We start from the raw sequence: 21,786 nt of genomic DNA, 5'->3' as shown, positions 1-21,786 counted from the left end.
AATTATGACACAGAGCATCGCATTGAACCAGATGTCCAAAATGAAGTTTCACGGAATGATGGAAGCATACAAAACCATTCTGGACAGCAACAAACATCATGATCTCAATCCCGAAGAGCTTATAAACCATCTCTTGCAGGCAGAATGGGAAGAAAGAGAGAACAGGAAAATCAACAGACTGTACAAAACGGCAAAGTTCAGGTACAGTGCCACTGTTGAAGAGCTTGAGTTCTCTCCAAACCGGGGGCTGGATAAAATGCAGGTCCTCAGACTTGCTGATATGTCCTTTATTAAACGAAAAGAAAACATACTGATCACAGGAGCAACAGGGGCCGGCAAAAGCTACATTGCTTCGGCCCTGGGAAACCAAGCCTGTATGCAAGGGGTCAGAACCCAATATTATAATACCACCAAGCTGTTCCCGAAACTCAAAATGCTGAAAGCTGACGGCTCATATATCAAAGAGATAGCGAGAATAGAAAAACAGGATTTATTGATCCTGGATGACTTCGGCATTCAGCAACTGGATGAAATGGCAAGAATGGCCCTGCTTGAAATCATAGAAGACCGCCATGGAAGGGCTTCAACAATAGTGGTATCACAACTTCCGGTTACAAAATGGTTCGAAACCATAGGTGACAGTACCATAGCCGACGCTGTTCTCGACAGACTGGTGCACACCGCACACAGAATCGAGCTAAAAGGAGAATCAATGAGAAAAAAACAATAACTTTAACAGCCTCCAAACGGTAACTGAAAACCCTAATTGAAAGGGTGGTCAGGATGACCGGATTGGTGGTCAAGATCATCGGAATATACAGGCTTCCTTAATTTAAGAAATTTGAAGGTTTAAATCCACTAGAGACTTTAGATTTTATCCTTTTACTTTATAATAGAAAACCTTTCCTTTTGGGCTCTTTCTATTTATTATAAAAAAATCACAGTCTATTACCAACCTTTTTATAGCTTGTTCTATAGCGTTATCAGAAAATTCATCTTGATAATTTTTACTTTTTCTAAGCCTATTTTTGATTTCTTTCATCTTTCTCTCTTCCTTGTAATAGGGGTCTTTAAATAACTCGCTCTTTACAAATGCATGTGCGTTATGCTTTTGAGATTCCGAAATGAAATACTTAAAGTTTTCTAAATTTTTATTTTTGAAGTCTATGAGTTCGTCCATTCTCGTAAGGTGCCTAGTCCTTACAGGGAATTTGCTGGTTACTTCTTTTGAATCTAGGTGAAAAGCTTTTGCAAGATCATTAACCTTATTTGGGGATAAATTAGAGGTTTTCAATATAGCTCTATTTAAAGTTGGTTTTGAGATACCAGTATATTCCTCTAGTCCATCAACAGTAAGATCAGACTTATCCATTATTAATTGTAAGTTTTTTGAAATTAACTCTGCTCTTTCTATATCTATTTTGCTCATAATGAACAAAAGCAGTGATATTTTCTAGTACATTTTATATCAAAATATTTTTTTAATGTACTTAAATATTTATATTTGAAATGTCAGGTTATTTTTAACTTGATGTTTTTGAGATTTACCAAAATGGTATTAATCGAAGAGTCTCGATCACAAATTCCGACAATTTTGTAATAGGGAGAGACGATAGATTAATGCCCAAGGGGATATTTTGTGTACATTCGTATACTCTATAGCTCTTGGGCTCTATCGATACTATCCCTAAGGCGTCGGAACCTTGTGATGTGGTTGAGATAGGCCCAAGCTATAGTCCTATCCCCACTTTTCGAGGCTCATAATGATAAATAGATATTATGGGCAGTACATCATTTACATATTATGATCCTTTATGGCCCTCTTTTAGAAGAGAAGGTTCAGCTGCCTGTATTTTTAATCCAAGTTGTCTAAGTAGCCCAAACAGCTGTACACAGTTCGATATGCTATTTATACGCAAGCCGAAAAACCCAATATAAAATTAGTACTTAGTATTGAGTAGGGAGTCTGGAGCTTTTGTTCACGGAAGCTATACTAATTACTTGCTACTGAATATGAATCACATACCGATACCGAATTTCCTATAACTCTATCAAACCTAAAATCGGTATCAATTTTTACGAAATGGAGTAGTTAGAACAATTGAGCTCATGACTCATGACTTGCTACTCAAGACTACAAAATTCGTTGGCTGCATTCGTTCCGCTCCGGAAAGAACGTCTGGTAGGGCAGCCTGGCCTGGGGCTTTATAAGCACTGGGATTTAATCAATTTCTTATAAATGTAGAAGGAAAAGTAGTAGCTAGTATTGAGTCGTGAGTATTGAGACTTGTGTCCGTTTGCGAGGCCGAATTACATCTGTCAAATCGGACTAGACTGGAAGGATGTTACTGGAAGAGATGCTTCCTTTCGTCAGCATGACAATCAATAGGAGATTGCCGCGTAAGAGGGCATTTCGATAAACTCAATACCCTCTTACTCGCAATGACGGAGAATTGGACGTTCTCGCCTCCGTGCTCCAGTCTTTAATCTAGCGTCTTGTGTCTAATATCTAAAAAGACATTAGACCAAGCATTCCAACACCCTCTACAAAGACCTTAATAACTATGAAAGCGTTAACGAAAAACTGCTTCCTGGCATTGCTATGCCTTTTTGGAAGTAAGCTATATGCCCAAGTTGCTTCACCTTCTGCCACGAAAAGTCCGGAAAATACTCCGGCTCCCGTGGTGGTGTATTTTGAGGTGAGACAGAAAGATGCCTACCGCATGGACTCCCTTGTGGTCAGGTTGGATGACAGCCAAATTAGCGGTCAAGCCCAAAAGAACCTCATAAAATTAAGAAGTGGAAACTTCTTCGAAGGGGTATTCCCCGGCAGTGAGGGCATTGCCCATATTGTCACTGAAGACATCAAGCGTCCAGCTTACCTTTCTTTGGGAACAGAAAAAAATCCATTCCTGAACCAATATGTAGTATTTCCGGGGGACAGTATCAAAATACAGCTGGACACTTACAGGAACCAAGTGGTCTTTTCTGGGCCCTCTGCCCCACTCTTCCGCTGCCAGCGAGAGCTTCACCTGCTGATGGCCGAGCGGAGCTTTGCTACTGATATCCGTATGGGCTTCAACAGCCCCGAAAACTTGGAAACCTATCTTTCGAAGGAGGGTAAGCGAAAGCAGTTTATACAATCCCAAAAGCAGTTCGGAAGTCATACCCATGTCTATGTCCGCAAAGAGCAAGACCTCGCCATCTTGGAAAGCACGTTCGGTGACGGCTATGAAGACAGGATTCTGGAGGTCATTACGCGCTACCAGAAAATATTGCCGGCTGACAGGCTGCAGGTCATCAAGGCCAACTACCTGGGAAGGTTACGCTTCTCCCGCCTCAAGGCCTTTAATAATGCCATCGCCTATGCACTGCGCTCAGGTGACCCAAGACACCGAAAAGTACTTGCAGCATTCTTTAAGGACCATGAACAGGCGGATACCATCGATGATTTACCGGAACAGGCCATCATCAGTTCTCCCAGTTATCAGCATTACCTGATTACCAGGGCCAAGTCCTATGCCTACCTGCATGACACGTCCATCTTTGCCCAGATCAGGGACATGCCGAATGGCCCGGTCAAGGACCATCTGGCAGCCCGGTACATCTGTGAAGAATTTGACCACCTGGAAAACGGTGACCTAAAAGCCAAAGAAGCATTAACCTTTATCGACAGTCCCAGACCTAAGGAGGCATTGCAAGCATTACTTTCCTCCCTTGGGCAGGGACAGGCTTTGCAGGGAGCGGTCTTTACCGGATTGGATGGCAAGCCAATAGACCTTTCCACATTAAAAGGCAAGGTATTGTTGTTGGATTTTTGGTACACCGGTTGCAAGGCCTGCATCAATTTCTTTTCCAGTAGGATTTCCAAAATAGAGGAACACTTTAAGGAGAATCCTGATTTCCAGATGGTCTCCATCTCTGCCGATAAAGACCGTGCAAGATGGGTCAGAAGCATTGAAAGCGGGAGGTACACCTCCCACAATGCCCTCAACCTCTATACCGGTGGAAAGGGTTTTCAGCATTCCTTTCTGGAAAACATGGACATCAGTGCATTTCCCCGTTTGATCCTGGTCGAGGATGATGGAACCATCCGTCAGGCAGGTGGGCTCAAACAACCCTTGGAAGACATGATCAAGCTGATCGAGGAGGCCCTACCCAATAAAAACAATCCAGACACCTTAACCCTACAATTATGAAAAAACAACTACCTATATATCGCTGTATATTATTGACAGCCATACTGTTCCTTCACTTTTCCGAAACAACAATGGCCCAGGATGACCATCCGCTTTACGGAACGGTTACCGCCCAGGATTCGGGGGAACCGCTTCCCGGGGCAACCGTCCTCTTGGAGGGTACCAATCAAGGGACTGTAAGCGATGAGGATGGCCTATTTAGCCTTACAGTGAAAAAAGGATCCCACCGGATTACCGTCACTTACCTAGGTTATGAAAAAATAAGTTTGGAGGTAGCCGTTCCCATTGAAAGTCCTTTACAGGTATCCTTGATCTCCAATGGACTTGATCTGGAAGGGGTGGAAGTACTCTCCACCGGCTACGCCTCCCTTCCCAAGGAGCGGGCCACGGGATCATTTGCCCAAGTGGACCAAAAGCTGTTGAACCGAAGGGTATCCACCAACCTATTGGACAGGCTGGAAGATGTCACCTCAGGACTGCGCTTCAACCGGGAAGGCCCGGGTGAATCCATCAGCATCAGGGGAAGGAACACCCTCTTTGCCAATACCGCCCCCCTGATCGTCATTGACAATTTCCCCTATGACGGACCACTGGAAAGTATCAACCCCAATGACGTGGAAAGCATCACCGTGCTCCGGGATGCGGCCGCCGCTTCTATCTGGGGGGCCCGGGCAGGAAATGGCGTCATTGTGATCACCACAAAAAAGGGAAAGTTTGAAAGTGGCACCAAGGTCAGCTTTAACTCCAATGTAACGGTAGGGGAGCAGAATGACCTCTTCTACCTTCCCAAGATGTCACCAGCCGAAGTAGTAGACATGGAGCAGCTCCTTTTCGATCAGGGCTATTATGAATCCGCGGAAACCCGCAGCAGCCATCCTGCCCTGTCCCCTGCCGTGGAAACACTTATTGCCGAAAGGGACGGGTTGATCAACCAGGAAGTGGCGGCGCAAAGACTGGCCTCCTACAGACAACACGATGTTAGGAATGACCTGGCCAAGTATTACTACCAAAGCCCGGTCAACCAACAGTACTCCCTACAGGTGTCCGGAGGCTCAAAGGGACACCGTTATATGCTTACATCCGGTTATGATAGGAATGCAGAAAATGTAGTGGGAAATGATAATGAGCGGATGACCTTGGGGATGAAAAATTCCTGGAAAGGTGTTGATAATAAGTTTACCGCTGCCTTGGATGTCTATTATAGCAGGAGCAAAAGGTCTACAGGCACAGCAGTTCCTGAGCCTTATGCCTACGAAAGCTTGGCCGATGAAACGGGAAGTCCCTTACCCGTCATCCACGGGTACAGCAGCCGCTATATCGCGAGCATACAAGACGCAGGCCTTTTGGATTGGAGATTTATCCCATTGGACGAAATCGGCCTGTTACAGCAAAAAAACATTTCCTCTGATTACCGGATCAATGCCCGTGTGGGCTATGAACTGGCAAAAGGCCTGCGTGCATCCGTGCTCTACCAATACTGGAAAAATGATGCGGTAAGCACCGATCTAAGCACCATGGACACCTATATAACCCGCAACAATATCAACCGCTATACCCAGATGTCCGAGGATGGCAGTCTCTCCTATCCCATTCCAATGGGCAGTATTTATGACAGGACCTCTGGTACGGGGCAAAGCCAAAACGGGAGGGTCCAACTGGACTACAACCGGAAATGGAACGGGATACACCATGTCGTGGCCCTTGGAGGATTTGAAATCAAGGACAGGCAGTTTGATAGGCATAGCAGCCGGTATTATGGCTATGATGATGAGTTCGGCACCAGTGAGCCGGTGGATTACGTCAACCGCTATACCAATTATGTCACGGGTGGAACCTTGCGCATTCCTTCAGGGGAAGGCCACTCCGGCACCACAGACCGTTTTGTCTCCTACTATGCCAATGCTTCCTATACTTATGCTGACCGCTACACCTTCACGGCCAGTGCCCGCAAGGACGCCTCCAACCTGTTCGGGGTAGAAACCAACCAACGAGGCGTGCCCCTATGGTCTGCGGGAGGATCCTGGACAATCAGCAATGAAGCATTCTATGATACCGGTTTCCTTCCTTATCTGAAACTCCGGACCACCATGGGCTATAACGGTAATATTGACAAGACCCTTACCGCCTTTACCACAGCCACCATGCTTTCGGGGGCCTACAATTCACTTTCCGGTCTTCCCTATGCCCAGATCAGCAGTCCCCCGAACCCTTCGCTCCGGTGGGAAAAGATACAGGTCTGGAACCTGGGGCTTGACTTTGCCACCAAGGAGGACAGGATTTCCGGTACATTGGAGTATTATATCAAAAATGGCCGTGACCTGATCGGTGACATTCCCCGGCCCTCATCGAGCGGCTTTACCGAATTCCGGGGCAACTTTGCCGCCACCAGAACGCAGGGCATTGACCTGCAGCTCAGTTCAACGAACCTAAATGGCCAACTTTCTTGGCAAACGGATTGGCTTTTCAGCACCGTCAAGGAAGAAGTGGTCGAATACAGCGAAGAGGCCACGGCAAGAAACTATATGGCCTATTACGGCACCTACCCTTTTGAAGGAAGGCCACTGTATGGGGTCTATAGTTATTCCTGGGCCGGATTGGATCCTGATACGGGTGTAGCAAGGGGCTATCTGGACGGGGAACCCAGTACGGATTATGCAGCCATCCTCGCCGAAGCCTCTCCCGAAAGCATTACCTATCACGGTCCTTCCAGACCAAGTGTATTCGGGGCTCTTAGGAACACGCTAGGCTATAAAGGACTTTCCCTGTCCTTCAATATCAGCTACCGAATGGGCTACTATTACAAACGGGGCTCGGTACAGTATGATGATATCCTTTCTGGCCTACAGGGACATGGAGATTTTACCCAAAGATGGCAGCGGCCCGGGGACGAGTTGCACACCGACATTCCCGCACTTCCATCCAGTAAGAACCGTAATAGGGATTATTTCTATTGGCATTCGGAAGCCTTGGTGGAACGGGGCGACCATATCCGCTTACAGGATATCCGCTTGGCCTATATGATGGATAAAAACAATATGCCAGGCCTGCCCTTCAGTCGGATGGAGGTATATACCTACGCCAATAACCTGGGCATTCTCTGGAAAGCCGCCAAAGACGATCCCCTGGACCCTGATTACAGAACCACGAAACCATTGAAGAGTATATCCTTGGGAGTCAAAATAGAATTCTAAGACATCAAAGACACAGCTCCGTCCATCGATTTATTTATTTATGTTAAACCGGATTGATTATTAAAGGCGAATCTTGGTGGGCGGGGCTTACTTTAAGTAAAAAGTAGCAAGATGATAGAAATAAGAATTATAGAGAAAAGAATAAAGAGCAAAGACTTGAGTTCGGAGGCGAGAACAGCTATTCCTCCCCCTATGGTAGTCGGGAGAAGCAATCTCACCTTCAAAAAACGTCATTGCGAGGAGCCATGCGACGTGGCAATCTCCTCTTCGGCAAACGAGATTGCCACAGTCGTACTTCCGTCCTCCTTCGCAATGACGGATATGATATTGTGCTGTTCCAAGTCTTTAGCAAAGCGTTGACTTGGAACCTTAATACAGGGAGCCTGCCTGGAGGCAGACAGGTCTCCAGCCTCCCACACTAAACACATATTAACAAACTAAATGCTATGAAAAATCAGCTTCGTCCACCAAATCAATCAATGTTAAACTTAAATCAAACTATAAACCGGGTTACACATCAACAGGTGGGCGTTGCTTGTTTTCTTACGTCACTGCGAACCGACGTAGGAGGTGCGGCAGTCTCGACTTCGAAAAACGTCACTGCGAGTCACTGGTCACTGAGCTTAGTCGAAGTGTCCAGTAGCGAAGCAGTCTCATATCCAAAAAAACGAGATTGCCACAGTCCTCCCTTCGTCCTCCTTCGCAATGCCGGAAAAGGTTTGATTTCGCTACCGTAAACAAGTCTAACATCTAGCGTCTTGTATCTAACAAATTATGTCTAAACAAAGGAGACCAAATAATATCGCTCACGTGAACAAGTCTTGCTACTATGTACTAAAATCTAGCTACTATCAACGAGTCCCTTACCGCGTACTTTCTTCATATGTGATCATACATCATCTTAATTATAGCGGGAAATGTTTCCAGACGGGAAACCGGGACTCTTCTTTAGTATCAAGTAGCTAGATGGCAGTAGCAAGTTGGAAAAAAGAGAAAATAAGAAAGAATTTCCCCCCACCTAACCTCCCCCTGAAGGGGGAAGAACCGATTTTGGTTACGATATCAAGAAGTCCCCCTCAAGGGGGATTTAGGGGAGGGACAAGCGTAAAGAAAACAGTCGGTGACTGTTTTTAGCGAGTAGCCAGCCTGTAGGGCAGGAGGAAGGGGAAAATACGAGATTGCTTCTCCCGGCTCACCGGGAGAAGCAATGACGGAGACCATACAACCTCGCTACCATAAACCAATCTCGAGACTCAATACTAACGACTAAATACAAAAAAATGAAACATATACTCAAACCCATACTCACCATCATGATCATCAGCATCGTGCACTTGTTAAGCTCTTGTGAGGGCTTTCTAGATGAAAAACCCGAAAAAAGCATTGTGGTCCCAGAAAGCCTGGAGGACCTTCAGAAACTTCTGGATGCTTCAAGAAGAGGTATGAATGATGGCCCGGGACTTAGCCTGTTGAGCGGTGACGAACTGCTCACCAATGACAACGGTTTTGGTTCCTATTCAACTGTAGAGCAGAACACTTACCTATGGAACCAAAGTATATTCGAAAATTACGGTTTTGAATGGACCGTGTTCTACCAGCAGGTCTTCTATGCCAATGTGGTATTGGACGGTCTGAAAGCTCTTTCCAGGGAGGATGATCCCGAAGGCCATGACCAGGTAAGGGGAAGGGCCCTGTTTTACCGTGCCAATGCCTTTTATAACCTGCTCAGCCTATTTTCACCTGCCTATGTCCCCGGCCAAAACGATGGGGCTTTGGGCATTCCATTACGCTTAAGTCCAGATATAAACCAAGATGCACCTAGGGCCAGTTTGGCAGATTCCTATGAAAAGGTCATAGAAGACCTAAAGGAATCTGTAACCCTATTACCGCAGATGCCCGATTACAAAAGCAGGCCCAGCCAATGGGCTGCCCATGCCCTGCTCTCACGAGTGTACCTGTCCATGGGAGATTATCCCAATGCCCTTAATTATGCGGAAACAGCCCTATCCATTGAAGATGACCTATTGGATTTCAATGATCTTGATCTTGAAGCCACCTATCCTTTTGAGCAATTTAACAACGAGGTTATTTTTCATAGTGAAATGATCAGTCATGGGTTTATCCGTAACAGCAATACAGTTGTCAGCCCTGAAATCTATGGGAGTTATGAGGAAAATGATCTTAGAAAACTGGCCTTTTTCCAGGAAAACAGTTTCGGAATGGACTTCAAGGGAACCTACACAGGAACTGTCACCTATTTCTGCGGCCTTGCCACTGATGAGCTGTTTCTCAACAAATCCGAATGCCTCGCCAGAATCGGTGATTCCGATGGGGCAAAAGAAACAATGGACAGGCTATTGGAACACCGCTTTTTATCCGGCACCTATGAAGGAATTACCGGGGAGGGTGATGTCCTTTTGGCCAACCTATTGACAGAAAGAAAAAAAGAGCTCCTATGTCGGGGTACCCGGTGGGCGGATTTAAAACGTCTCAACAAAGCACCTGAATTTGCCAAAGCCATCGAAAGGACAGTAAATGGTCAATCCTACCAGTTGGAGCCTGGGTCAAAACGGTATGTATTGCCCATCCCCCCTGATGAGATCAATGTCAGTGGAATAGTACAAAATGAAAGGTAAGGAACTTAGGGGATTGAAAAAAAATCAAGGTAAAAAATTGGACAGGATTAAATCCTCAATTAAAAAAAGGGGCTGCAAAAACTTTGACAGCCCCTTACCTACTATCCATTAAGGATTGGTCAATTCAAAGGTACCTGGCTCAAGAGCCGTTGAATTCTCATCTTCCTCTGTATAAATGCAATCATACTCCGATGCATTACATTCATATTCCGAAGAACTTAATTGACTGACATCATGCCATGCCACAATATCACCATCCTCATTTCTCTCCGCCCCGAACCCTTCCTGAACATTGGTCGGAGTCGTAAAAGCGAAAGCTGCTATCATGGCGAGGAGAAAAACCCCGCCCTTTACTAAATTTAACACACTATTTTTCATAGTTTTATGGTTTAATTATTACAAATGGATCCGGGCGCTTCGATCGTTCTGTTATGCTTGACAATCTTTTGAGAGGAGCGTCCGGTTTTCTCCCCTACCGGTGCCAGGAAAGTACCTTGTACCTTCACTGGCCGTACAAAATCTTTTTCTGCTTTTTGTTTATGAAAATCTCAATTCCAACCTCAAGGAGATGTTCTCAGTAACTATTTCCATGGAACACTTATCTCCCATAAATGCTTTATCCTTGCTGGTACAGATTTGCAATTTGTACCCATAAATAATAGGCATTTGCAATGCCTCCTTCTTGACTTGAATACAACAGCTTAATCCCATTGCCAACTAATTTCCTACAATGGCTTGGCGCTTCTTGAACGGACGAATATTATATAACCCTATAAGGTTGATAACAATAAATGTCAAATTAAACACCAGGTGTTCCTCCCATCCAAGGGCACTGAGTACTCCGCCACAACTGCAGGGCACCCTATTAAAAACACCTATCAATACAAGGAAGATATACCCGGTAAATACCGTCAACAGTCCAAGGCTTAACCAAAGGGCCGGGCCTACCGTCCTCTTTCCGACCAGCAGGATGGCCAGTGCCAGCTCTGCAGGGGGCAGGGAATAGAGCAGGATAGTGCCCAGCCACTCAGGGAATACCTGGTTATACAAGGCCAGTTCTGTCGCTTGCCAATCGTACCATTTACTGATGGCCGTATAGGTATATAGGAATGCCAAACTGTAGGCCATACCTGTTGATAATCCATATTTATTCTTGACGTTCGACACCATTGTTATGAGCTCATTTGCGTGATTCCTATGATGAAACTATAAACACCAAACCGACAAATAAAATAAATCAAATAATCATTTGTACTTTTTATCAAAAACCTTTCACAGGATAGAAAAACGAAAAAAAGCATGTGACACCTACCATTCATCACAAAGAACATTGACACAATAAGCTCATTTACTTATGTTTACAGACAATTAAGGTATGATCTTTTTAACCTCCCACTTGGGGGGTACATATGTATTAAGTAAGAATGAACAGATTTTTAAGCGCTGAAGAATTGAAAAAGGAGTTTGATAGTTTTCATCAATTGGATTTATCCGTGTATGAGCATATTGCCCCCTACCTGGTCAAAAAAAGCTATCCAAAGGGTACTATCCTAAAACCCTTTGATGAGGTGGAGAAAAATGCGCGCTATGTTTACAGGGGCAAACTGGCCATGTTATATCCTTCACCCAAAGGCATGGATTACCGGGTTACGGTATTCAGGAAAGGAAAAATAGCCAGCGATCTGATGAGTTATTTCAATCAGAGCCATTCCCCTTATGCCATTAAGGCCATCACTTACTGCACGGTCCTAGAGCTCAGTTGCTTGGCAGAGAAAGAACTATTGGATAAGTTTCCGGAAATCAGCCCATTGTCCACCTCGATCAACCGGTATATTTTGGATGATTACACCACCTGGTCACACCTCACCAACCTTCCGGTAGAAAAAGGGCTTGAAATAATGCACAAATGTTTCCGGGAGGAAAAAAATGATTTGACCATGAAAGATTTGGCCTTTAAGTTCAAATGTTCCGTCTCCACTATCGATCGAACATTAAAAAGGTTAAATATAAAATCCTAAGCACACATCCATTTTCAGAAGTCCATCACAGGACAGCATTTTAGCAAAATAACCATTCTTATCCACTGATAATTTGCTTCCATAGCACATGAACATTTAGTTTACTTCCCTGATGACGGCTCCATTTTTCAAAGTGCTAGCAGGGGCAACCGTTTATTAAAGGTAATTATAATTCTTTTTTGTCATGAAGCAGGAAAAGCTGTACGAGGAGGAGCAGTGCTCAAAACTCAATCCACATTTTAAAGTGGCAGACCAACTTTGCAGGGAATGGGCAGCAACCCATATTTTTTTTCTAAATGATGAGGAAAGAAAGAAAACCCATGACCAGCAGCTGAACAAATTTGCCGCGAGGCTATTTCCCAATGCAGACAAACAGGAAATGCTTCAGATTTCCAAATTGTTCCTGGTCCTGTTTTGCCTTGATGACCGTGCCGATCAATTAAAAGGACAAACAAGAATAAAGTTCTGGAAGGAGCTCATCAAAAAATACGACCATATCCACAGGGGAATCCATGCTTATTATAATGATGCCATAGGCAAGTTGTTTTGGGAAATCCACTGGGGGTGGTTCAGGGACAGGGCTCGAAAAATTGGCTTGGGCATTCAGCTCAGCCAGTTCATTAGGAAATTCCTTAAAGCAGGTCTATGGGAGGCAAAGAACCTCCAAAAAAATAAACCACCGACCATTATCAAATATGTCCACCAGTTGAAGCATTGCTCAGGGGCTGGCATAGCCATAGAACTGCTGGGCTATCTTCAATCCAATAAACAATCTCCACAGGTCTTCCATCATCCCAAACTGGAACCACTCTACCAGACTATCACGGAAATCATTTGTTTCTCCAATGACCTATCCTCCTTTGAAAAGGAAAAACGAGATGGTGACTTCCATAACCTGGTCTTACTAAAGGAAATGCAGTACCATATCCCTTTAGAGGAATCCATCAAACGGATTAAAGAACGATTGGATTTTCTACAGCAAATATATGTCAACCAACATCGGACCTTTCCCTTATTGGGAAACACCCACCTGCAAGAAAAGATAAGGCTCATAAAAGCCATCTATGCCATGCTACAAGGCATGGAAATATGGGTACGGAAAGATACGAGGAGGTATAAAAATAATTCAGAGTGAGTCCACTTATTAAACTACCGCAAAGATGAAAAGACTATTATCATTACTATTAAGCTTATGTCCTATCTTATTAATGGCCCAAACGCGACTTGAAGGCCAGATAGAAATTTCCTACAAGAAATACCTGCCTTTCGATGGCGACTATATAGCCCTCAAGAACAACACTTCCATTCATTTGTATAATATAGAAAACCCTTCCAGTTTCCATGTAATAAACTGGAATCCACAATTATTCAATACAATCCCCTTTCAGATTATTAAGGGCTATTATTTGGAAACCTATGAAGACAACTATTTGATCAAGGATACCAAAACCAACAAGACCATACTGGAAATAAGGGAATTATGGGAATGGAGTAAAATGGTGGAATAGCCCAATTGAATAGAGATGGCCGTGCCAACTTATCCTACCTATATTTTGATTTTCCAGGTCAACCGATCGATACCTTGACCAAAGGTGATTACCTGACCATGTTCCCCAATGCAGAAAAAGGCCTGTTCAGGTGGTCCAGTATTCTCGGAAAGGATTCGGGGATGTTTCCATTTTCAGAAGGGCTAGCCACCATCAAAAGTCCAGACCATTTGTTCGGCTATATGGACAAATCCATGAATGTCATAATAGCCCCTCAATTCCCAAATGCAGGGAGTTTTTATGAAGGACTTGCTTCCGTCCAAAACAAGGATCACCAATGGGGATTTATTGATAAAGAAGGTAAAACCGTCATTCCATTTAGCTACCATGCACAGCCAACACGTTTTTCATGCGGTTTGGCCCGTGTCACCAACAACAAAGGGAAACGAGGCTATATCAACCCATCCAATGAACTGGTCATCCCTGCAGAATACACCTATGCAACGCCCTTTTATAAAGGACATGCCCTGGTCCGAAAACAGGTCAACAGCCCCATCTTATTGATCGATAAAAATGGGAGGACTGTAGCATCCTATGATTCAGTGTATAGCTATCTTGATAAATTTAACTTTGAAATCCCCCTTCACTATGAGACCGAAAAGATTTCTCCGACGCTCAGGCAATTAATGGATACTGGTAAGGCTATTGTTAGAAAAGAAGGACGTTATGGTCTTATTGATATAAATGGTCAAGTTATCCTTGACTTCAACTACGACCTCCTAAAAGACTATCGAAATGGTCTTATGCTTGCCCGAACAAGCACTTTTGAAAATGGCAGGACAATTATCCGCGATGGACTGATTGATGAAGGTGGTAATTTTCGGTTTTTGTTTGATGAAGAAGGTGGTTTTTAAACCCCTAATGGAAGGATTACTTCCGCAATCCCACATTCCTCAAGGCACTTACCTCAAGGGCGTAAACACCAAACTCCTCTACCACCTTGCCATAAAGCCTATAAAATCCCCCTGAGTTCAGCGGGTATTTTTTTAATACCTGAGGGAAATGCACCGTATCCAGCCAGTCTCCCCTTTCATCCAGAAAGGTCCCAAAGGCCATATAGTCACCACGTACCGTCCTCACGGGTTTGGTGGTCACGATCCTGCCCAGCATACATACCTGCTTGCCCACGAGTTGGGGCATTTCTTTGACATAGGAAAGTCCTTGTCTGTCATCGTCCACCAGCATAAAGGGATCATCCAGGGAAAAACCAATCAGCTCGATCTCATCATAGGCATCTTCCAGGGGCTTCTTGGGAAACTGTGGCAAGCTAAAGTCGATAGGCTCCTCCGCAAAGATCGCCTCACTGCTCGGCGCTTTCTCCATCCGTTTATGCTTGAAATTGGCATGCCAGAGCAGTTCCTTTTTCTCCATGCCCGTAAACCGCAGCGCTCCTACCCTGATCAGTATATTGAGCTGCTCGACATCTACCTTTGTACGCTCGATAAAGTCTATCAACCCAGTATAAGCCCCATGCTTTTTCCTTACTTCCAGTATGCGTGCTACAGTTTTCTTCTCCAGGTTCTGGATATGCACGAAGCCCACGATGACCACATCTCCCCTGATGGAGGTCAGGTACTGTCCCTCGTTCACACATGGGGGAAAGACCCTCGCCCCTGCCTTCTTCAGTTCATGGAAGTAAAACCGTGTACTGTAAAAGCCCCCAAAATTATTGATCACGGCCACCATAAACTCCATGGGATAATAGGTCTTTAAAAAAAGGCTCTGGTAGCTTTCCACGGCAAAGGAGGCCGAATGGGCCTTGGAAAAGGAATAGCCCCCAAAGGATTCCATCTGTCTCCATACCTCCCTACTGATCTCATCGGGATAGCCCTTTTCCTTGCAGTTGGCAAAGAACTTTTCCTCTATCAGTTTAAAGCGGTTATGGGATCGGTACTTGCCCGACATGGCCCTGCGGAGGATATCCGCCTCGCCCATATCCAGTCCCGCAAAATGGTGGGCCACCTTGATCACGTCCTCCTGGTAAACCATCACCCCATAGGTTTCCTCCAGCAGCTCCTTCATTTTGGGATGCAGGTAGGGAATATTGTCTGGATGATGGAAGCGTTCGATATACTGTTTCATCATGCCAGACTGGGACACCCCCGGCCGGATAATGGAGCTGGCCGCCACCAAGGTCAGGTAATCATCACAGCGTAGCTTGGTGAGCAATTGCCGCATGGCAGGGCTTTCGATATAAAAGCAACCGATAGTGTCTGCCCTCCTGATCTGATCGGCCACTTTGGGGTCATTGAAGAATTCCTCCACCTTCCGGATATCCACTTCCACTCCCCTGTTTTCCTTGATCAGGCCTACCGTATCCTTGATATGGGCCAGTCCCCTTTGGCTCAGGATATCCAGTTTGAACAAGCCGATCTTTTCGGCCAGGAACATATCCACCTGTGCGGTATTAAAGCCCTTGGGAGGCCGTTCCATGGCCGTGTACTGGTAGATGGGCGCTTCACTGATCAGCATCCCTCCCGGATGGATACTTTGGTAATTGGGAAAGTCCTGCATCAATGCCCCGTATTTTAGTATGGCCCGCTGGATCTTATCCTCGGGTGGACTGGCATCTTTCCTATGGCGTACCAGTTGGTCTATTTCCGGCTTGGGCAGGCCGAACACCTTCCCCAGTTCCCTGATAATGGCCTTACCCTGGAAGGTTGAGTACATCCCCAGTAGGGCCACATGTTCCCTGCCATAGCGCTTAAAGATATAGTCGATCACCTCATCCCGGTCCTGCCAGCTGAAGTCCATATCAAAGTCAGGCGGTGAGGTACGATGGGGATTCAGGAACCGCTCAAAATACAGGTCCAGCTTGATAGGGTCCACATCGGTGATCTTCAGGCAATAGGCCACGATGGAATTGGCACCCGAGCCCCTGCCCACATAGAAGAAGCCCCTGCTTTGGGCGTATCGCACCACATCGAGGACGATCAGGAAGTAAGCATTGAAGTTCAGCTCATGGATGATCCGCAGTTCTTTCTTTACCCTTTCCAGTGCCAGGGCGTTTCCTTCTCCATAGCGCACCTTCATCCCTTCGAGGGCCAGCTTTTCCAAAAGGATACGGTCGTCCTCTTTGGAGGAGCTAAAGTACTTTTTGTTCTTATCCGAATACAATTCCATGCTTATAGCGCAACTGTCCATGACCTTTAGGGTCTGCTTGAGGATAAAGGGGTATTCTGCATAGGCATTCCAGAGCTCCAGCTTATTGCCAAAGTATTCTTCCTCTCCTGCCAGATCCCCGGGACCAAGCTTGGTGAGCAAAGTATTCAGGTCTATGGCCCGCAGGATTTTGTGCAAATTAAAATATGTCCTGTTCTGAAAGGTAACTGGCTGCCATACCACCCACTTTTCAGGATGCTTTTCGGGTGCCTGCTTATACAGTTTGATCAATTGGGAGATCCGAATCCCCATCAGTTCATTCTCTCCCAATTCGGCCACCTGTCTAGAACCAAAGGGATAGATCACCCATACTTCTTTTAAATCTGGCATCCTTGGAAAGTCCTGCTTTTCCATCAAGTGCAGGCTTATAAAACGGTTGATATGCATCAGCCCTGCATCATTCTTGGCCAACAGGATATACAGCATCTTCTGGCCATTCCTGATCTCTGCCCCCACTATGGGCTTGATCTGGGCTTTCCCGCAAAACTCCACAAAGTCCCAGGCATCCGCCGTGCTATTGATATTGGTCAGTGCCAGTGCTTTCACCTTTTTGGCCTTGGCCATGTCCACCAGTTCCTGGGTACCGATGGTCCCATACCGGTAGCTGAAGTAAGTCTTACAGTTCAGATACATTTTTATCTCCTTCCTGTGTTCATACCCACTGCCCTCCTTACCGCCTGTGAGCCATATTTCCCCCTGATGGCATCCATGGCCTGATAAAGGCGCACATACTCCTCGGTATCCTCGAAAAGGTTGATCTGTTGGAAACCTCCTACCAGATGGCTGACCTTGACCCCTATCAGCCTGACCAGCATCCTTCTATCATAGAGCTTGGCAAATAGCTCCTTGGCCTTGTTCAGCAAGACATCGTCATTGGAAGTATAGGGCAATATGGCCTGCCTGCTTACCGTATCGAAATTGGCATAGCGCAGCTTCACCGTAATACAGCCACATAGCCTTCGCTGGCTCCGCAGGCTGAAGGCCACCCTTTCGGTCAGCCGTACCAGTTCACCGTTCAGAAAGGCCATATTGATCGTATCATTTTCAAAGGTCTCTTCCTTGCCGATACTTTTTTGTTCGGTATAGGGAATGACCGGGGTATCATCCTTGCCATTGGCCTTGCGCGAAAGGCTGATACCGTTTTTCCCCAGCAGGTTCTGCATCATGGGCTCGGGGATTTCGGAAAGCAGCTTGATGGTCTCCACCCCCATCCTTCTTAACAAGGAAGAAGTCTTCAGCCCGATCCCCGGCATCCGCTCAATGGCCAGCGGTGCCAGATAGCCCTTTTCATATCCAAAGGGGATTTCCATCTGTCCATTGGGCTTGGCATCCTCTGTGGCCACCTTGCTCACCAGTTTATTGGAGGCCAGGGCATAGCTGATGGGCAAACCTGACTCATGGAGAATCTTCTTTTTCAGTTCTGCCGTGAACTTACTGCAACCAAAGAAGCGGTCCATCCCTGTCAGGTCCAGGTAGAATTCATCGATGGAGGCCTTTTCCATTACGGGCACCTCTTCACGGATGATATCGGTCACCACACGGCTATGGTAACTATAGCTGTCCATATCCCCTTGCAGGTAGACGGCAGCGGGGCATAACCTACGGGCCAGTTTCATGGGCATGGCACTGTGCACCCCGAACTTGCGGGCTTCATAGCTGCAGGAGGCCACCACTCCGCGGTCCGAGTTGCCACCGATGATCACTGGCTTATTATTGAGGGCACTGTTTGTCAGCCGGGCGACACTGACAAAGAAGGTGTCCAGATCAAAATGCACCACATTCCTTTTCATTTGTCCGAACAATTTAGTAGTTTTGATAATAATTATATCATTATTGTGTTATAAATAATAACAAAACAATATGTCAAATCAAAGCTTTTTTTGGTCTTCCAACATCAAATTCCTGCGTAAACGCAAGAGAATGACCCAGATAGAGCTGGCCGAAAAGTTGGACATTTCCCGTCCCAAATTAAATGCCCATGAAAACGGCTCCGTGAAGACACCGGCCATGGTGGATATGGTGATGTTTGCAGACTTTTTTAAGATGAGCATAGACACCCTGATCAAGGTGGACCTGTCCGAGCTATCCGAATTGGGGATCAGGGACCTGGAAGCAGGCAACGATGTCTATTTGAAAGGTGGGAGCATCAGGATTTTGGCCACCACGGTAAATCCCGATAATATGGAAAATGTGGAACTGGTACCCATAAAGGCAAAGGCTGGCTACCTGGCAGGATATAGTGATCCGGGCTTTATCAGCCAGCTGCCGGTATTCAACCTGCCACAGCTGGACCCCAACAGGAAATACCGCATGTTCCCTACCGAAGGGGATTCCATGTTGCCCGTACCAGAAGGGGCATATGTAATTGGGGAGTTTGTACAGGACTGGAGCAGCATCAAGGAAAAAATGCCCTGTATCGTGGTGACCAAAGAGGAAGGGATCAGCTTCAAGCTGGTCACTAACCACATCAAGGAAAACCGAAGCCTGCTTTTGGAATCGCTGAATACAATTTATGATCCCTATGAGGTAGCCGTAATGGATGTGTTGGAAGTATGGAAATTCCATAGCTATTTTACCGAAAACATCCCTGACCCACTGAGCGCTTTGGACCAGGTGGGCAGGGATGTCAGGGAAATTAAAGCAACCCTATGTCAGTTGGCAAACGATAAAAAATAAAAGGGTGCCATGTTGATTATATTGGTTCAAGGACTTCAGGTACATTGGTATCCAACCTGGAATTGGTCACACCGTCCATAACCCGATATCCCTCCATTTTACTGTCATTTGGATAAGGGACCATAAGGTCAGTCATTTCATCCTTATTGAGATCCTCTATCAACCAGGCTTCCGCCTGATCACCATCCAGCACCAGCGGCATCCTTTTTTTCTCATTATGGATTTCCTCCAATAAGGGGTTGGCCGGTACGGTGATAATGCTAAAGGTCGGAATATCATGCCATACCGAATAGATCGCACCTAAGGTAAAGTACCCCCCTTCTTTGGGCCGGATGTAATATGACTGTGCCTTCTTCTGTCCGTATGGATGGTGAGGTTCAAAGAAGCCATTGCAGATCACCAAGCACCTGTTCTTCCAATAGGCCTTATAAGACCCCTTTTCAAACAGTTCCTCTCCTTTGGCATTAAGGGTATTGGCCCGCCAGGAAGATTCATCCTTCACCCAATGGGGAAACAGTTTCCACCGGTACATATGGATGGCCTTTTTATCGTGGGTACTGAGCACAGGAAGATAGGGCTGGGCAAATCCGTTGAGATGATAGCCACTTTGAAAACGATCCGGTTCCGCAACCTTCTTATCAAAATCCTTTTCTACCGTCTTGATGTCCTTATTAAGGGAAACATGATAGCACATAGCATAAAAATGATGGTCCTATTAAAGATAAGTATTTATATAAAAATCACCTAGTACTATCAGCAAAGGAAAATCCTTTTGTATATTTAGTAAAGGCCTGTCATTCAATTCAACTAATATGGTTCCCATTGACTTCGATCATACCCACTTTATCAACCTGTGCCATAATTTCAGGACTTTCACAGAGGCAGAACCTGATCAAGATCAATTGGAAGAGATCTATCGTTTGGCTTTACTATTGGATAGTGGCAGGATTACAACCACCCCACGCAAATCTTTATGTATCAGTAAGTTACAAGAACGAATTTCAGCGGGTTCACCGTTCAGTTCTCAATTTATTCGAACTGGTTTGAGTGCATTTGGTGAACTCCGAAACCTCTGTAAATATACAAAAAAGCCTACGTTTTGGGTTCAAATCGTGGCAAAAAGTGCTAAAATTTATTGGCAAAGAGTCATAGATTTTAGTGCCGTTTGACTGCCTTCATCTGGCAAGATCAATCGGTGATGTAACGCTCAACAATGGCCGGTGCAAGGCCGGTGAACTCGCAAAACTCATCCACACTCACAAACTGGTGTGGGTCTTTAGCGAGCTCCTCCCTGATCTTCTTCAACAGTTTCCTTCCGTATCGTTCACTCTTACCAGTAATCCGCTGTACATCTTTTGGATAGATACAGGCTCTTTTGGTTTCGATCATACTTTATCTATGCTTCATCTATGCCTTTTGTATACTGTAAATATATGAAATGCCATTGGCAGTTCATTTTGAACCAATCGGAATAAACGGTATTCAATGTTCCTAACCGGAACCAGTCTTTTGTCTGCCTTACGTAATTATCGGATTTTCGAAGAGTTGCAACGAAGCAACGAATCAAAATTTAAAATGATATGGCAAGACAAGCTGGGATTATCAAGTTGAAGGGCAAGGTCGGTGACATGTCCTTTTACAAAACGAAAGATGGCTACCTAGCCCGGGAAAAGGGCGGGGTGGACAAAGACCGGATCCAGAACGATCCGGCTTTTCAGAGAACCCGTGAAAACGGTGCTGAGTTTGGCCGTGCAGGTGCAGCCGGACGGACTTTGAGAACGGCCTTCAGGCCGCTTCTTCTGCGAACCTCTGACAGCCGATTGACCTCCAGGCTGACTAGGGAAATGGTGAAGGTCATCAAAGCGGATGCAACCAGTGTCAGGGGAGAACGGAATGTTCTCGATGGCGAGCTGGAGCTTCTAAAGGGCTTTGAGTTCAATGCAAACGGTCGCCTTGGAGCTACCATGTATGCGCCTTTCGATGCGAGCATTGACAGGGCCACAGGTGAAGCTGTGGTCAATGTGCCTGGCTTTGTACCCCAAAATACCATCGCTGCTCCTCAGGGTGCTACGCACCTGAAATTCGTTTCTGCTGGTGCGGAGATTGATTTTGAGGAGGATGATTTCACTTTGGTGACTTCCGATAGCGGTGAGATTGCGATTGGCCCACAGGCCGAAGTGGCCATAAACCTGACCAATGGGTTGCCAGCAAACAGCACCAAACCGCTTTTGCTAGCCTTTGGAGTTGAGTTCTATCAGGAAGTGAATGGGAGCTTCTATCCGCTGAAAAATGGTTCTTACAACGCCTTGGCGTTGGTGGCTATTGATGGTGCTCCTGCCGCTCAACAGACCTAATTC

At 45.7% G+C, this 21,786-nt stretch carries 17 protein-coding genes; 10 read left to right on the top strand and 7 right to left on the bottom strand.

Annotated elements, in window-relative coordinates; all coding sequences use genetic code 11:
• Positions 1-4 precede the first annotated feature (4 nt).
• Positions 5-730 (top strand): IS21-like element helper ATPase IstB, encoded by a 726-nt coding sequence (gene istB / locus KZP23_RS16650; RefSeq protein WP_226332542.1) that lies wholly within the window; start codon positions 5-7, stop codon positions 728-730.
• Positions 731-874: 144 nt separating this feature from the next.
• Here the strand turns inward: istB and KZP23_RS16645 are convergent, their stop codons facing one another.
• Positions 875-1,429 carry a helix-turn-helix domain-containing protein gene (locus KZP23_RS16645; protein WP_226332895.1) on the bottom strand — a complete coding sequence of 185 codons (555 nt, stop codon included), beginning with the start codon at positions 1,427-1,429 and terminating at the stop codon, positions 875-877.
• Positions 1,430-2,564: 1,135 nt separating this feature from the next.
• Between KZP23_RS16645 and KZP23_RS16640 the strand changes: the two genes are divergently transcribed.
• The 3 genes from KZP23_RS16640 (at position 2,565) to KZP23_RS16630 (ending at position 10,026) form a co-directional block, all read left to right on the top strand.
• On the top strand, positions 2,565-4,199 hold the full coding sequence (locus KZP23_RS16640; RefSeq protein WP_226332894.1) for a TlpA family protein disulfide reductase: 1,635 nt from the start codon (positions 2,565-2,567) through the stop codon (positions 4,197-4,199).
• Complete coding sequence (locus KZP23_RS16635; protein ID WP_226332892.1) at positions 4,196-7,390, top strand: SusC/RagA family TonB-linked outer membrane protein; 3,195 nt, start codon at positions 4,196-4,198, stop codon at positions 7,388-7,390. Before KZP23_RS16640 ends, KZP23_RS16635 begins: the two co-directional genes overlap by 4 nt.
• Before the next feature lie 1,280 nt (positions 7,391-8,670).
• Positions 8,671-10,026 (top strand): RagB/SusD family nutrient uptake outer membrane protein, encoded by a 1,356-nt coding sequence (locus KZP23_RS16630; protein WP_226332891.1) that lies wholly within the window; start codon positions 8,671-8,673, stop codon positions 10,024-10,026.
• A 108-nt stretch (positions 10,027-10,134) separates the two neighbouring features.
• Here the strand turns inward: KZP23_RS16630 and KZP23_RS16625 are convergent, their stop codons facing one another.
• Positions 10,135-10,404 (bottom strand): hypothetical protein, encoded by a 270-nt coding sequence (locus KZP23_RS16625; protein ID WP_226332889.1) that lies wholly within the window; start codon positions 10,402-10,404, stop codon positions 10,135-10,137.
• 339 nt (positions 10,405-10,743) lie between these two features.
• Positions 10,744-11,196, bottom strand: a complete 453-nt coding sequence (locus KZP23_RS16620) for a MauE/DoxX family redox-associated membrane protein (protein ID WP_226332888.1) — start codon at positions 11,194-11,196, stop codon at positions 10,744-10,746.
• A gap of 254 nt (positions 11,197-11,450) precedes the next feature.
• Between KZP23_RS16620 and KZP23_RS16615 the strand changes: the two genes are divergently transcribed.
• From KZP23_RS16615 to KZP23_RS16600, 4 genes are all read left to right on the top strand, one after another.
• Entirely contained in the window at positions 11,451-12,044 is a 594-nt protein-coding gene (locus KZP23_RS16615) for a Crp/Fnr family transcriptional regulator (RefSeq protein WP_226332887.1), read from the top strand.
• A 184-nt stretch (positions 12,045-12,228) separates the two neighbouring features.
• A complete protein-coding gene (locus KZP23_RS16610) occupies positions 12,229-13,179 on the top strand; it encodes a terpene synthase family protein (RefSeq protein WP_226332886.1) in 951 nt (316 codons plus the stop codon).
• A gap of 25 nt (positions 13,180-13,204) precedes the next feature.
• Positions 13,205-13,552, top strand: a complete 348-nt coding sequence (locus tag KZP23_RS16605) for a hypothetical protein (RefSeq protein WP_226332885.1) — start codon at positions 13,205-13,207, stop codon at positions 13,550-13,552.
• 5 nt (positions 13,553-13,557) lie between these two features.
• Positions 13,558-14,445 carry a WG repeat-containing protein gene (locus tag KZP23_RS16600; RefSeq protein WP_226332884.1) on the top strand — a complete coding sequence of 296 codons (888 nt, stop codon included), beginning with the start codon at positions 13,558-13,560 and terminating at the stop codon, positions 14,443-14,445.
• Positions 14,446-14,461: 16 nt separating this feature from the next.
• On the opposite strand, the gene KZP23_RS16595 is transcribed toward KZP23_RS16600, so the two are convergent.
• Together KZP23_RS16595 and dinB are read right to left on the bottom strand one after the other, a co-directional pair.
• Positions 14,462-17,386 (bottom strand): DNA polymerase III subunit alpha, encoded by a 2,925-nt coding sequence (locus tag KZP23_RS16595; protein ID WP_226332882.1) that lies wholly within the window; start codon positions 17,384-17,386, stop codon positions 14,462-14,464.
• A 2-nt stretch (positions 17,387-17,388) separates the two neighbouring features.
• The gene (gene dinB / locus KZP23_RS16590) at positions 17,389-18,543 is read right to left on the bottom strand and encodes a DNA polymerase IV (protein ID WP_226332881.1); all 1,155 of its coding nucleotides are present in this window, start codon (positions 18,541-18,543) and stop codon (positions 17,389-17,391) included.
• Between the two features lie 70 nt (positions 18,544-18,613).
• Here dinB and KZP23_RS16585 point away from each other — a divergent pair, with 70 nt between their 5' ends.
• Entirely contained in the window at positions 18,614-19,429 is an 816-nt protein-coding gene (locus KZP23_RS16585; RefSeq protein ID WP_226332879.1) for an XRE family transcriptional regulator, read from the top strand.
• Positions 19,430-19,445: 16 nt separating this feature from the next.
• Here KZP23_RS16585 and KZP23_RS16580 read toward each other — a convergent pair whose 3' ends face one another.
• Complete coding sequence (locus tag KZP23_RS16580) at positions 19,446-20,123, bottom strand: SOS response-associated peptidase (protein ID WP_226332878.1); 678 nt, start codon at positions 20,121-20,123, stop codon at positions 19,446-19,448.
• A 494-nt stretch (positions 20,124-20,617) separates the two neighbouring features.
• Positions 20,618-20,818, bottom strand: coding sequence for a hypothetical protein (locus KZP23_RS16575; RefSeq protein ID WP_226332877.1), 201 nt, complete (start codon positions 20,816-20,818; stop codon positions 20,618-20,620).
• Positions 20,819-21,009: 191 nt separating this feature from the next.
• On the opposite strand from KZP23_RS16575, the gene KZP23_RS16570 reads away from it, so the two are divergent.
• A complete protein-coding gene (locus KZP23_RS16570; protein ID WP_073094941.1) occupies positions 21,010-21,783 on the top strand; it encodes a hypothetical protein in 774 nt (257 codons plus the stop codon).
• The last annotated feature ends 3 nt before the right edge of the window (positions 21,784-21,786 follow it).

The sequence above is a fragment of the Echinicola marina genome (assembly GCF_020463795.1).
In the GTDB taxonomy this organism is placed as follows: domain Bacteria; phylum Bacteroidota; class Bacteroidia; order Cytophagales; family Cyclobacteriaceae; genus Echinicola; species Echinicola marina.
This window is presented reverse-complemented; position numbering and strand designations above follow the sequence as displayed.